Raw genomic sequence first — 12,991 nt, 5'->3', positions numbered from 1 at the left:
GTCTTATTCGGCGATGACGGGCAGAAGGCGGTCAGCCGTTGCCCGGTTGAGCGCCATCGGTGTATCGTAAAGAATGGCCAGTCGCATCAGCGCCTTGACATCGACATCGTGAGGCATGGGGGTAAGGGGATCGACGAAGAAGATCAGCATGGCGACCTCTTCCTGGGCAATCATCGCACCGATCTGCTGGTCGCCGCCCAGAGGGCCGCTTTTCATCCTGATAACGTCCAGTTTCGGGCAGGCGTCCTGCACCCGGGCGCCGGTCGTGCCGGTGGCGACGATCTGCCATTGCTCAAGAAAACTCTGATGGTGGTGAGCGAACGCCGCCATCTGGTCCTTCATCTTGTCATGCGCGATCAGCGCAATCTTCTGGCGCTCAGCCATTGGTTCTCCCCTGAGCGTTTAAATCGATTTGCGGATCTCTTATACCAAGCGGCGGGGAATTGAAAAGCCGCCCCCGCCTGATCTTAGGGGCGCGGTACCGGTGATGGAACGTCCTCGCTGGGCAGGTTGGCATCATCAGGGGTGGCCGTTGAGGCTTTCACCGCGGCAGCACCCGGACTGACATAGGCCTTGGCGCCGCCAAAGGTCGCCTGTTTCTCGCTGGCGACAGCCGGAGCCTCCAGCACGGCGGCGCAGGCCTTGGGCAGGTCTGAAACCATCACGGGGCGTGGCGGCGGTGGGGGCTTGGCATTCGGGTCGCGTTTCTTCTGTTCCCAGGGTTCCTTGGTAAACCACCAGGCCAGCGATTTATCGCAGCCGTCGCCGGGGGCAACAGGTGCTTGCGGCTTGCAACCAGCGGCACCGGGCGGGCAGGAAAGCCGGATATGGAAATGGGCGTCATGGCCATAGATCGGACGGATCTTGCCCATATTGGTTCGGTCGCCCGTCCAGCTTTCGCAGAGTTTCTTCTTGATGGTCGGATTGACGAACAGCCGCTCCACCTGCGGATAGCTTGCCGCCAGCATCAGCAGGCGGGCATGGGTCTGTGTCCAGGTCTGAGGATTGATCGTCAGGAACTTGTCCTTCAGGATCATCGAGGTAAAGGGCAGATCCTCGCGCTGCTGCACGCTCAGGCGTTTTGCAGGCATCGGGGTTAGCCAGATATCGGCGTCCAACCCGATCTGGTGGGAGGCATGGCCATTGGCCATCGGCCCGCCGCGCGGCTGGGCGATATCGCCGACCAACAGGCCCGGCCAACCAATCTTCGGCGCATCCCGCGACAATTGCTCGATGGTCTGGATCATTGCCGGATTGCCCCAGCGGCGATTGCGCGACAGCCGCATGGCCTGCCAATTCGGCCCATCCGTCGGCAGGGCGACCGCTCCGCTCATGCAGCCTCGCGCATAGGAACCATAGGGCGTGGATGGCCCTGCATTGGGAAGGGTTTCCTGGGGAAAGGCGAGTTTTGCCGGCTGATCCGGCCCGGCCATGGCCATGTCGAGCCCGAATGAAAGAACCGCCAGCCCGGCTGTCATCGCCCGCAGCACCGTTGATCGTCTCGTCAAATTTCACCTCATCCTTGCGGAATCATCCATATACATGGCAATCAAACTAGGGTTTGTCAGGCAAAAGTGAAACCCGGCACTCCTCAAAACCGGAGAGTTTGTGTGGGTTTGTGTGCCAAAGCCTGTCTTTCGCCCGGTTTTGTCTTATCTTGTCAGCCAAATCACCACTGCATGGTTATCCTTCTCCGTCAGGAATGTGGAAAATCATGCATGGAAAGACATTGTCGGTCATGCTGACGAAATTCGAGGGGTAATTCATGGCTGTCATCCGCGCCGGGGCAAAAATACGCGCATTGTTTTTGGGGCCATTGCTTCTGGGTCTTTGCGCCGCACAGAGCTTGACCACCCAGGCTTTCGCAGAGGAACCCCAATGGCGCCACGCCATCGGCTTGATCGACGCTCCGAAATATCCCGAGGGTTTTCAACGCTTCGACTATGTCAATCCGGATGCGCCGAAGGCGGGTGAGTTGAAACTGTCGTCGTTCGGCAGCACCTTCGATACGTTCAATCCGATCGCGGGCAAGGGGCAGTTGGCAGATGGTGTCCAGGTGCTGCTATCGTCGCCCCCTGGTGCATCGCTTGTGACCGAAACCCTGCTCAAATCCTCGCTTGATGAGGATGGCGTCAGCTATGGTCTTCTGGCGGAGGCGCTCGCCTATCCCGATGACGTTTCCTATGTGAAATTTAGGCTGCGGCGCGAGGCCAAATGGGCGGATGGCCAGCCAGTCACCCCGGATGATGTTGTTTTCAGTTTCGATGCCGTCAAGCAGCTCAATCCTGCGGCTGCGATCTATTATAATCATGTTGTGAAGGCCGAAAAGACCGGTGAACGGGAAGTCACATTCACGTTCGATCAGAAAGGCAACAAGGAACTGCCTTCGATTGTCGGGCAACTCGACGTCGTTCCAAAGCATTGGTGGCAAGCCCAAGGCCCCGATGGAAAGCCGCGTGATATCTCCAAGACAACGCTTGAGCCGATCATGGGATCTGGTCCCTATCGCATCGCCGGGTTTTCGCCAGGTGGATCGGTGCGCTACGAATTGCGGGATGACTATTGGGGCAAGGATATCAACGTCAACATCGGCTACAATAATTTCCGCAGTATATCCTACACCTATTATACCGATATCAATGTCGCATTCGAAGGTTTCCGTTCTGGCGCGACCGATCTGTGGCTTGAAAATTCCGCCATGCGCTGGACCAAGTCCTACGATTTTCCGGCTGCCGTCCAAGGCAGGATCAAGCGCGAGCAGATCCCGAACGATTACCGCAAAGCCGGCTTGATGATGGGCTTCTTCCTCAATACGCGGCGGGAGCAGTTCAAGGATGTGAATGTCCGCAAGGCGCTGAACTACGCTTTCGATTTCGAGGAGCTGAACCGCACGGCGTTTTTCGGGCTCTACAAGCGAATCGACAGCTATTTCTATGGCAATGACCTGGCCTCCAGCGGCTTGCCTGATGGTAAGGAGTTGGAGATCCTGAACGGGATCAAGCAATATGTGTCGCCGGAGGTGTTCTCCACGGTCTATAAAAATCCGGTCAATGGAGACCCCTCAAAGCAGCGTGACAATCTGCGCATGGCTATTTCGCTTTTCGCCAAGGCAGGCTACGAATTGCGCGGCAACCGGATGGTCTCCAAGGCGACCGGCAAACCGTTCACGTTCGAAATTTTGCTGGATGGTCCGCTCATCGAGCGGGTGGCATTGCCCTATTCCAATAATCTGAGAAAAATCGGCATCGAGGTCAATGTCCGAAGCGTCGATTCCTCCCAATTCACCAGCCGGTTGCGTAGCTTCGATTATGACGCCATCTATTATGTTGCGGCGCAATCCACCAATCCCGGCAATGAGCAGCGCGATTACTGGGGGTCGGCCAGTGCCGACACCACCGCTTCGCGCAATTATGCCGGCATTAAAAACCCGGGTATCGATGCCTTGGTCGACCAGATTATCTTTGCGAAAGACCGCGACACTTTGATCGCTACCGTCCACGCCCTCGACAGGATGCTGCTGGCTGGCGCTTACGTCGTGCCGTCTTACACGCGCGGTGAGGTGTGGTTTGCCTATTGGGACAAGTTTGCGCATCCGCAAAATCTGCCGGAATTTTCAAGCGGCTTCCCCGACATCTGGTGGGCAAAGCAAGCCTCGAACTAACCCTAGGTGGGATCGTGCGGCGGCATAGGCAGTGACAGCTGCTTTGCAGGCCGCATTTCAGCCGCTACCAATAGGCACGGCGAATCAGCGCCCCAAACTACGGCAAGAGCAATAAAGGACGGATGGATTGGCAAAACGTGATGGCATGGTGAACACGGGAGCGTTCTGCTGATGGGCGCCTATATCCTGCGCCGCCTGCTGTTGATGATCCCGACCATGGTCGGCATCATGGGCATTTCCTTCCTGGTCATCCAGTTTGCTCCCGGCGGTCCGGTGGAACAGGTGGTGGCGCAGTTGAGCGGCCAGGGTGACAGCGCCGACCAGCGGCTTTCTGGCGGTGGCGATATCGTCAGCCAGGGCGGCATGGGTGATGGCGGCTCGAACTATCGCGGTGCCCAGGGGCTGGACCCGGACCTGATCAAGAAACTGGAAAAGCAGTTCGGCTTCGACAAGCCGCCGCTTACCCGGTTTCTCGACATGATGTGGAATTATATCCGTTTCGATTTCGGCGAGAGCTTCTTCCGCAACACCTCGGTGATCGACCTGATTGTCGAGAAAATGCCGGTGTCGATCTCGCTCGGCGTCTGGGTTCTCTTGCTGTCCTATGCGATTTCCATACCACTCGGTATCCGCAAAGCCGTCAAGGACGGCTCGACCTTCGATGTCTGGACCTCCGGCATCGTCGTGGTCGGCTATGCCGTGCCGGGCTTTCTATTCGGCATTCTGCTAATCGTGCTGTTTGCCGGTGGCTCCTTCTACAATTGGTTTCCGCTGCGTGGCCTGACCTCTGATAATTTCGCCGATCTCAGCTGGTGGCAGAAGATCCTCGATTATTTCTGGCACCTGACCCTGCCGCTGACCGCATTGCTGCTTTCGGCCTTTGCCACCACGACGCTGCTCACCAAGAATTCCTTCATTGACGAGATCAAGAAGCAATATGTGGTAACGGCCCGCGCCAAGGGTCTCAGCGAGCATCGGGTGCTCTATGGCCATGTGTTTCGCAATGCCATGCTGATCGTCATTGCCGGTATTCCCGGCGCTTTCGTCTCGGCCTTCTTCACCGGTTCGTTGCTGATCGAGAATATCTTCTCACTGGATGGCCTGGGGCGTCTCGGCTATCTGTCGATCATCAACCGCGATTATCCGATTGTGTTTGCCACGCTTTATATCTTCTCGCTGCTGGGCCTCGTGGTCAGCCTTGTCTCGGATTTGATCTATACCTGGATTGATCCCCGCATTGATTTTGACCGGAGGGATGTCTGATGGCAGCCGTTCCCGAACACTTGGCCAAGCCGCCGAAAAAGCCGTTCCTGACCCCGATCAACCGCCGCCGTCTGGAGAATTTCAAGGCCAACCGGCGCGGCTCCTGGTCCTTCTGGATCTTCATGGTTTTGTTCGGACTGAGCCTCTGCGCCGAGTTGATCGCCAATGACCGGCCGATCATCGCCTCCTACAAGGGCGAGATCCTGTTTCCGGTCGCCATCAATTATCCAGAGGAAAAGTTTGGTGGTTTTCTGGCTGTTACCGATTATCGCTCAAGCTTCGTCTCGGACGAAATCAACGCCCATGGCTGGATGATCTGGCCACCGATCCGCTATTCCTATCGCACGGTGAATTCGGAAATCCCGCAATCGGCCCCGACGCCGCCCTTCTGGCTGATGGATGCCAAGCAGCGTTGCTCGGCTTACCCCCAGGGTGCGGATGATCCGAATTGCATTCTCGGCAACATGAACTGGCTTGGCACCGACGATCAGGCCCGCGATGTCATGGCGCGGATGATTTACGGATTCCGGATTTCCGTACTGTTCGGCCTGGCGCTGACGATGATTTCCGCCGTGATCGGCGTGTCCGCCGGTGCGGTGCAAGGCTATTTCGGCGGCAAGACCGATCTGTTGATGCAACGGTTCATCGAGATCTGGTCATCGATCCCACTGCTTTATATCCTGCTGATCATCGCCTCGCTGCTGCCGCCGGGCTTCTTCATTCTGCTGGGCATCATGCTGCTGTTCACCTGGGTGCATTTCGTCGGCATCGTGCGGGCGGAGTTTCTGCGGGCCAGAAATTTCGAATATGTCAACGCCGCCCGGGCGCTTGGGGTTGGCAATTGGACGATCATGCGCCGCCATCTGCTGCCCAATGCCATGGTGGCGACCTTGACCTTCCTGCCCTTCATCCTGTCGGGATCGATCACCACCCTGACTTCGCTGGATTTCCTCGGTCTCGGCATGCCGCCCGGTTCGCCCTCGCTGGGTGAGCTGATTGCCCAGGGCAAGCGCAATCTGCAAGCGCCCTGGCTGGGGCTGACGGCCTTCTTCACCATGGCGATCATGCTGTCCCTGCTGATTTTCGTCGGCGAGGCGGTGCGCGATGCCTTCGATCCGAGGAAGACCTTCAAATGAGCGCGCCTCTTCTCTCCGTCCGCGATCTGTCAGTGGCTTTTCATCAGGGCGAAAGCCAGAGCCTTGCTGTCGATCACGTCAGCTTCGATATCGCACCGGGCGAAATCCTGGCGCTGGTCGGCGAATCCGGCTCCGGTAAATCGGTTTCGGCAGCCTCGATCCTCAAACTCCTGCCCTATCCCGCTGCCAGCCATCCCTCCGGCCAGATCCTGTTTGACGGGCGGGATCTGATGACCCTGTCGGAACCGGCTTTGCGGGCGGTGCGGGGCAATGACATCACGATGATTTTCCAGGAGCCGATGACCTCGCTCAACCCGCTGCACAGCATCGAGCAGCAGATTGGCGAGATCCTGGAGCTCCACCAGTCGCTGACCGGTGACGCCGCCCGCAAGCGGACGCTGGAACTGCTGCTTCAGGTCGGCATCCGCGAGCCGGAAAAACGGCTTTCGGCCTTTCCGCATGAACTGTCCGGCGGCCAGCGTCAGCGGGTGATGATTGCCATGGCGCTTGCCAACCGGCCAAAGCTGCTGGTAGCCGATGAGCCGACCACGGCGCTGGATGTGACGGTACAGGCGCAGATTCTGGAGCTTCTGGCCGGGCTGAAGCGTGAGCATGGCATGTCGATGCTGTTCATCACCCATGATCTCGGCATTGTCCGTAAATTTGCCGACCGCGTTTGTGTGATGACCGGCGGTAAAATCGTTGAGAGCGGCCCGGTTGAGGCAATTTTCGCTGATCCGCAACATGCCTATACAAGGAAATTGCTGGCATCCGAGCCGCGCGGTGTTCCGCCGGAAACCGATCTGGCAAAGCCGGTCGTGATGGAAGGCCAGCAGATCCGTGTCTGGTTCCCGATCAAGGCCGGATTTTTGCGCCGGGTGGTGGACAATGTGAAGGCCGTGGACGGTGTCGATCTGACGCTGCGCGCCGGACAGACGCTTGGCGTGGTCGGTGAATCCGGCTCCGGCAAGACCACGCTGGGGCTGGCGCTGGCCCGGCTGATCTCGTCCGAGGGTCGGATTGGCTTTCTCGGCGAGAATATCGATGGCTATTCATTCAAGCAGATGCGCCCGCTGCGCGACCGTTTGCAGGTGGTGTTCCAGGACCCGTTCGGGGCGCTCAGCCCACGCATGTCGGTGGGTGACATCATTGCCGAAGGCCTGCGAGTGCATGAACGGAGCCTCACGGCAGCAGAGCGCGACAGGCGGGTCTGCTGGGCGCTGGAGGAAGTCGGGCTGGATATCACCACCCGCTGGCGCTATCCGCATGAGTTTTCCGGTGGCCAGCGGCAGCGTATTGCCATTGCCCGTGCCATGGTGCTGAAACCGCGCTTCGTCATGCTGGATGAGCCGACCTCGGCGCTGGACATGACCGTGCAGGCGCAGGTGGTGGATCTGTTGCGCGATTTGCAGAGCCGCCATGACCTCGCCTATCTGTTCATCAGCCACGACCTGAAAGTGGTGAAGGCGCTGGCCAATGACATCATCGTCATGCGATCAGGAAAAGTTGTCGAGCAGGGACCGGCGCAGGAGGTTTTCACCGCGCCGAAACAGGATTATACCAAGGCCCTTCTTGCTGCCGCATTCGACCTCAAGGCCATGAATATCGGTGGTGTCAGCCAATAATTTAGCCTTCTGCAAGGATGCCCCCGCATGTCCCCCAAGCCTCCCGTGGTGATTGACCTCAAGTTTTCACGCGCCGCCATGCAGGCAGCGCTGGCCGGGGCCTTTCCGGATCGTGAGGTGATCGATCTCGGTGATCCCGAGAACGCTGGCAGGGACCTGTCGGCGGCAGCCTATGCGGTTTTGTGGAAGCCGGAGCCATCGCTGTTTACCCGCGCTTCGGGTCTCAAAGTGCTGTTTTCCGGTGGCGCCGGTGTCGATCACGTCCTGACCCTGCCGGGACTTCCCGACTTGCCGATCGTGCGCTTTGTTGACCGCAGCCTGACGGACCGGATGAGCGAATGGGTGGTGCTGAACTGTCTCTATCACTTGCGCCATATGGGCCAATATCTCAGGCAGCAGCGCGATAAGGTCTGGAATGAACTGGATCTCCAGCCGGAAGCCCGCGATATCACCGTCGGCGTCATGGGACTGGGTGTTCTGGGCCAGGATGCGGCGCGCAAACTGAAGGTTATGGGATTTGACGTGATCGGCTGGTCGCGGCGCAGGCGCGAGATCGACGGGATCGACACCTATGACGAGGCCCATATCGATGCGTTCCTGGCCCGCACCGATATCCTGGTCGGCCTCCTGCCGCTGACTCCGGAAACCCGGGGCCTCTACGATAGCAGCCTGTTTTCGCGGCTGCGACAGGGCGGAGCGCTGGGCAAGCCGGTGTTTCTCAATGCCGGTCGCGGTGGAAGCCAGGTGGAAGCAGACGTCATCGCCGCGTTGCAGAAGGGCGTGTTGGGTGGCGCATCGCTTGATGTCTTTGAAAAAGAACCGCTGGCGATGGATAGCCCGCTATGGGCCATGGAGAATGTCGTCCTGACCCCTCATGCCGCAGCGGCATCGGATGTGCGGGCGCTGTTTGCCCATGTGGAGACGCAGATTGCCCGGTTTGAGGCGGGTGAGGCACTGGAGCATGTCGTGGACCGGTCTGCGGGCTACTGATCCCGGAACCTTTGCCGTGTCGGTACGTTGGCCTTCATAAGTGTTTACGCTTATGCGTATAAAACAGATGGAGGCTCTCCGCATGGCAGGTCCAGGCAATTTCGACCCCGCTGATAGAAACTTGAATACGACGCCCGAAACGCCGGGAGCAGAACGCCCGCTGGAGCCGACCGAGGCGCGACAGGGCTTTCGCGGTAAACCTGTCCTGATCGTACTGCTGGCCGGACTGGTTCTGGCGCTGGTTGCGTGGATTCCAGCGGAATGGTGGGGCCAGAAAATTGCACCCTCGACCGATCCGGCCACAGAAACGACGCGCCCGACCACCGCTCCCCAGCAGCCGAGCCAACCAAGCACCACCCCCTGATGGCGAAAGACAGGGCCGTGATGGCTATAGACGGGGCCCTGATGGCGGGGGCGGGTGCGGTAGGACAATAATGAAGTTCCCGGCCACTGGACTTTGGTCACAGTTTTTTCGATAAGGTTGGCCCTGAAAAGACCAGAGCCATAAGGCTATGGTCGAAATGGTGCGGCCAAAATCAGGCCGATGGCAGGCGGCGAGGACGAATGGCAAAGGCGGATATTGCACGGCGGGTGTATAACCATGCCTGGAAGCTCGACCCTATCGTGCGCAGCCTGCTCGATACCGATTTCTATAAACTATTGATGTTGCAGATGATCTGGAAGCTCTATCCAGATGTCGATGTGACATTCACGCTGATCAACCGCACGACAAGGGTGCGGATTGCCGACGAGATCGACGAAGCGGAATTGCGCGCCCAGCTCGACCACGTCCGCACGATTGGCATCAGCAAAAAAGAACTGATCTGGCTGGCTGGCAATAGTTTTTACGGCCGCACCCAGATTTTTGAGCCGGAATTTCTGGCCTGGCTGTCAACAATCCGTCTGCCGCCCTACGAGCTTTCCAAGCGCGACGGCCAATATGAACTGACCTTCCGGGGGCGATGGATGGAAACCACGCTGTGGGAAATCCCGGCCTTGGCAATCATCAATGAATTGCGGTCGCGGGCTGCGCTAAAATCGCTCGGTTATTTTACGCTTGACGTTATCTATGCCCGTGCCAAGGCGAAGATGTGGGAAAAGGTCGAGCGGCTGAAGCAATTGCCGGGTCTGCGGATTTCCGATTTCGGCACCCGTCGTCGCCACAGCTTCCTGTGGCAAAGATGGTGTGTGGAAGCCCTGAAGGAAGGCATTGGCGAAGCCTTTACCGGCACCAGCAATGTATTGCTGGCTATGGATTCGGACCTGGAAGCCGTCGGCACCAATGCTCATGAATTGCCGATGGTGGCCGCAGCCCTAGCGAAGACCAATGCCGAACTGGCTAACGCACCCTATAAGGTGCTTCAGGACTGGAACACGCTCTACAACGGCAATTTGCTGATCGTTTTGCCCGATGCCTTCGGCACCTCGGCTTTCCTGCGCGATGCGCCACCGTGGGTGGCGGATTGGACGGGTTTTCGTCCCGACAGCGCCCCACCGATTGAGGGCGGTGAGAGAATCATCGCCTGGTGGGAAAAAATGGGCCGCGATCCGCGCCAGAAACTGTTGATCTTTTCCGATGGGCTGGATGTGGACGCCATCATCGACACGTACCGTCATTTTGAAGGCCGGGTGCGAATGAGTTTTGGCTGGGGCACCAACCTTACCAATGATTTCATCGGCTGCGCACCCCATGACATTGCCGGGCTGAAGCCGATTTCCATCGTCTGCAAGATCACCGAAGCCAATGGCCGTCCCGCCGTCAAACTCTCCGACAATCCCTTGAAGGCAACGGGCGAACCCGCCGAAGTCGAACGCTACCTGAAATTCTTCGGGTCCGAGGACCGTGTGGAGCACGCCGTCAAGGTGTAAAGCCTGCGTCGAAGGGTCAGGAAATTTCGTTTTCGGCGAGCCAGCTTTCGAGCGCCGCGATGGCTTTCAGCCTCAATGCGGCTTTGCGTGCCAGAGCCTTTAACAGGCTCCTGTCATTGGCGCCAAAACCGAGTTCCTGCATCACCTCGCCCGGCTTCAGCCGCCGCCGCGCCATGATCGTTTCAATGCGGATAATCGTCTCCGGCAAGAGATAGCGGCCATTGGCAATCGGGCTGGCGGCAGATTTTTGCACGGACATGGTTGACCGCGACACAGCGCTTTCCAGTGCCTCGCCATTTTCCTGGGCCGCCAGCCAGGCGATAAACGCCCGTCGCTCCTCCAAACTCGCCTTTTTCCAGGAGTTTTTCAGCTTCTCCAACCGGCTGCGTTGCGGCCGCAGCCCCGCCACTTCAAGCGCGACCCGCAGAGAACCAATACGGCCCGCTAAAAAATCACTGTAAATGCCGGGAAACATTGCGCGGAGACGCTCGACCTCCGCAGCTTTCATCTGTTTTTCTGCTTTCGCCATCGTCCGATCACCACTGCTTTTTCGAAGCGGTGTATCCGGGTTCAGACCGTAAGGCGAGCTGGAAAGCGGGTTTGTCATCGTTGAATGACAGGGTTCGGCGTGGCTGTGGCTGTCTCAGCGGGGTGCAGGGCAAGCCGGTTTGACAGGATAGCCGTTTATAGCGCACCCGTCGTTAAGACGGTGCGTACCGTGCTGTCGTCAGTGTCCCAAATCTCCTGCACTTTTGAGAGGGCCACCGGTGCTGTCGCGATCTTTAATCCTGCGGGCCTTGCCGCCTGAAGCAATTCACCGATCGTCTGGATCATTCGGTTCCTTGGTACACTGCCGATACCGCTTCCCATGAGCTCGATGGCGGAGGATCGTAACACGGCAGCTGGTAGTGAGATTTGACCTCCGCTGACAGCGCCAACCTGGACAAAGCGAAGAGGCACGGCATTGGCCTTTGCCGCCGCGTCAAGCAATAATTCCGCGCTCTGACCCCAAAGATAATCCAGAACGACATTCACTCCGTCTGCAAACTGCGCTTTGAAACTTGCCGCCAGAGCCTCCTCATCTTGCAACAGGGAAATTGTCACGTCTGCACCAAGCGCTGACAGCGATTGCAGAGCCTGCGGATTTCGTCCCGTGGCGATGACTTTTTTCGCACCGAGATGCTTGGCAATCTGCACGGCAAGCCGTCCAGCAATGCCTGTTGCGCCATTGATCAGCACGGTCTCTCCAGCAATCAACTTTGCTCTTTCACGATAAGCCATCCATGACGACATGCCTGGATTGACGATTGCGGCGGCAGTGATGTCGTCCAGATCGTCGGGTACGGCAAGGCATTGGACGGAGGCAACGACAGTCTTCTCGGCCATGCTACCAAATGGTGCTTTCGGCAGGGCGAAATAAACTCGCTCCCCATTCTCTTTACGCCCGACGCCATCTATTCCGGTAATAAAGGGGAAGCTTCCCGATGAGCTGTAATGCGTGCCGGAAGCACGACTTTTAACGAGATGGCTAAGCGCTGCGGCCGAGACCGTGATGAGGGTTTCGCCCGTCTGCGCAACAGGTTCTTCAAAGTCGCCATAAAGAGGCGTCTGTTTGGCTCCGTATACAATAGCGGCTTTCACGGTCTCTTCCTTTTCATGGGAGATTTAATGTGTAATATGCACATAAATGGAGATCTCATCGATGTCAATAAAAAGCGTGCAAAATACACACAATGATGAGCGCCTTCGTACGCTTCATATGTCCCTGCTCGATATCGTGGCTGTGATGAACCGCCCGCAGCGCGATGAAATCCTGATCAAGGCAGCTGGCATCCCTCTGGATCGGGCGCTGTTTCCATTGCTTGTCAATATAGAGAGATTCGGCCCTATCGGTGTGGTGGAGCTTGCCGACCGCAATGGGCGCGATTATACCACCGTCAGCAGGCAGGTGGCCAAGCTTGAAAACCTCGGCCTTGTGGAGCGTCGCGCCAGTACAGCCGATCGCCGCATACGCGAGGCTGTTATTACTGCGAAAGGCAAGGCAATGACCGACCTTGTCGACACAGCCCGCGAAAAAATCGGCCACGCCATTTTCGCCACCTGGGAAGAGCGAGATATCGAAGATCTCGTGCGATTGACACGGAAGTTTGCAGATGCCGTGAAGGAAGAGCCGGTGATCGATCCCTGATTGGGACTATCATCCAGTTTCACCAAAAGAGGCTCATTGACGAGCGTCCTAGCAATGAACATGGAGTGACAATGGCGGACAGGGAGGTTATGCGGATACAGCGCAAAATCAATCCGCTAACCCGTCCACCCTGCCGACCGGTGCTATTGAAAATATTGAAGAAAACGGCGCAATTCCTAACCGGATCGAGACGGCCGCACTCTGGCTTTCTCAGCATCGCCACGAGCTAGGAAGCAACGTTATTGCGGTCCTCAAAGAC

General features: G+C 57.9%; 12 protein-coding genes. 8 read left to right on the top strand and 4 right to left on the bottom strand.

Features of this window, described 5'->3' with window-relative positions:
• Window positions 1–3 precede the first annotated feature (3 nt).
• Together IEI95_RS25255 and mepA are read right to left on the bottom strand one after the other, a co-directional pair.
• Window positions 4–384, bottom strand: coding sequence for a methylglyoxal synthase (locus IEI95_RS25255; protein ID WP_156537858.1), 381 nt, complete (start codon window positions 382–384; stop codon window positions 4–6).
• A gap of 83 nt (window positions 385–467) precedes the next feature.
• A complete protein-coding gene (mepA, locus tag IEI95_RS25250; protein ID WP_194417364.1) occupies window positions 468–1,478 on the bottom strand; it encodes a penicillin-insensitive murein endopeptidase in 1,011 nt (336 codons plus the stop codon).
• Between the two features lie 287 nt (window positions 1,479–1,765).
• Between mepA and IEI95_RS25245 the strand changes: the two genes are divergently transcribed.
• The 7 genes from IEI95_RS25245 (at window position 1,766) to pncB (ending at window position 10,544) form a co-directional block, all read left to right on the top strand.
• The gene (locus tag IEI95_RS25245) at window positions 1,766–3,661 is read left to right on the top strand and encodes an extracellular solute-binding protein (protein ID WP_194417163.1); all 1,896 of its coding nucleotides are present in this window, start codon (window positions 1,766–1,768) and stop codon (window positions 3,659–3,661) included.
• Window positions 3,662–3,832: 171 nt separating this feature from the next.
• Window positions 3,833–4,924: a microcin C ABC transporter permease YejB gene (locus tag IEI95_RS25240; protein WP_012654685.1), complete on the top strand. Its 1,092-nt coding sequence runs from the start codon at window positions 3,833–3,835 to the stop codon at window positions 4,922–4,924.
• A complete protein-coding gene (locus tag IEI95_RS25235; RefSeq protein WP_070147529.1) occupies window positions 4,924–6,060 on the top strand; it encodes an ABC transporter permease in 1,137 nt (378 codons plus the stop codon). Before IEI95_RS25240 ends, IEI95_RS25235 begins: the two co-directional genes overlap by 1 nt.
• Complete coding sequence (locus IEI95_RS25230) at window positions 6,057–7,685, top strand: ABC transporter ATP-binding protein (RefSeq protein ID WP_194417162.1); 1,629 nt, start codon at window positions 6,057–6,059, stop codon at window positions 7,683–7,685. The genes IEI95_RS25235 and IEI95_RS25230 overlap by 4 nt, the downstream gene beginning before the upstream one ends.
• 27 nt (window positions 7,686–7,712) lie before the next feature.
• Window positions 7,713–8,675 (top strand): 2-hydroxyacid dehydrogenase, encoded by a 963-nt coding sequence (locus IEI95_RS25225; RefSeq protein WP_156532465.1) that lies wholly within the window; start codon window positions 7,713–7,715, stop codon window positions 8,673–8,675.
• Between the two features lie 82 nt (window positions 8,676–8,757).
• A complete protein-coding gene (locus IEI95_RS25220; protein WP_012654689.1) occupies window positions 8,758–9,039 on the top strand; it encodes a hypothetical protein in 282 nt (93 codons plus the stop codon).
• 200 nt (window positions 9,040–9,239) lie between these two features.
• Window positions 9,240–10,544: a nicotinate phosphoribosyltransferase gene (gene pncB / locus IEI95_RS25215; protein ID WP_156532464.1), complete on the top strand. Its 1,305-nt coding sequence runs from the start codon at window positions 9,240–9,242 to the stop codon at window positions 10,542–10,544.
• Window positions 10,545–10,560: 16 nt separating this feature from the next.
• Here pncB and IEI95_RS25210 read toward each other — a convergent pair whose 3' ends face one another.
• The gene (locus tag IEI95_RS25210; protein ID WP_194417161.1) at window positions 10,561–11,073 is read right to left on the bottom strand and encodes a hypothetical protein; all 513 of its coding nucleotides are present in this window, start codon (window positions 11,071–11,073) and stop codon (window positions 10,561–10,563) included.
• A gap of 155 nt (window positions 11,074–11,228) precedes the next feature.
• Window positions 11,229–12,185, bottom strand: a complete 957-nt coding sequence (locus IEI95_RS25205) for a quinone oxidoreductase family protein (protein ID WP_194417160.1) — start codon at window positions 12,183–12,185, stop codon at window positions 11,229–11,231.
• A 61-nt stretch (window positions 12,186–12,246) separates the two neighbouring features.
• On the opposite strand from IEI95_RS25205, the gene IEI95_RS25200 reads away from it, so the two are divergent.
• Entirely contained in the window at window positions 12,247–12,732 is a 486-nt protein-coding gene (locus IEI95_RS25200) for a MarR family winged helix-turn-helix transcriptional regulator (protein WP_156532463.1), read from the top strand.
• Window positions 12,733–12,991: the final 259 nt, after the last annotated feature.

The sequence above is a fragment of the Agrobacterium vitis genome (assembly GCF_014926405.1).
Classification (GTDB): Bacteria; Pseudomonadota; Alphaproteobacteria; order Rhizobiales; family Rhizobiaceae; genus Allorhizobium; species Allorhizobium vitis_H.
The sequence above is the reverse complement of the archived record's forward strand: the minus strand, read 5'-3'. Positions and strand labels throughout refer to the sequence as shown.

Coding starts and splice junctions, on each gene's coding strand:
- IEI95_RS25255 (WP_156537858.1), bottom strand. CDS start 384: ATGGCTGAGCGCCAGAAGATTGCGCTGATCGCGCATGACAAGATGAAG.
- mepA (WP_194417364.1), bottom strand. CDS start 1,478: ATGACAGCCGGGCTGGCGGTTCTTTCATTCGGGCTCGACATGGCCATG.
- IEI95_RS25245 (WP_194417163.1), top strand. CDS start 1,766: ATGGCTGTCATCCGCGCCGGGGCAAAAATACGCGCATTGTTTTTGGGG.
- IEI95_RS25240 (WP_012654685.1), top strand. CDS start 3,833: ATGGGCGCCTATATCCTGCGCCGCCTGCTGTTGATGATCCCGACCATG.
- IEI95_RS25235 (WP_070147529.1), top strand. CDS start 4,924: ATGGCAGCCGTTCCCGAACACTTGGCCAAGCCGCCGAAAAAGCCGTTC.
- IEI95_RS25230 (WP_194417162.1), top strand. CDS start 6,057: ATGAGCGCGCCTCTTCTCTCCGTCCGCGATCTGTCAGTGGCTTTTCAT.
- IEI95_RS25225 (WP_156532465.1), top strand. CDS start 7,713: ATGTCCCCCAAGCCTCCCGTGGTGATTGACCTCAAGTTTTCACGCGCC.
- IEI95_RS25220 (WP_012654689.1), top strand. CDS start 8,758: ATGGCAGGTCCAGGCAATTTCGACCCCGCTGATAGAAACTTGAATACG.
- pncB (WP_156532464.1), top strand. CDS start 9,240: ATGGCAAAGGCGGATATTGCACGGCGGGTGTATAACCATGCCTGGAAG.
- IEI95_RS25210 (WP_194417161.1), bottom strand. CDS start 11,073: ATGGCGAAAGCAGAAAAACAGATGAAAGCTGCGGAGGTCGAGCGTCTC.
- IEI95_RS25200 (WP_156532463.1), top strand. CDS start 12,247: ATGTCAATAAAAAGCGTGCAAAATACACACAATGATGAGCGCCTTCGT.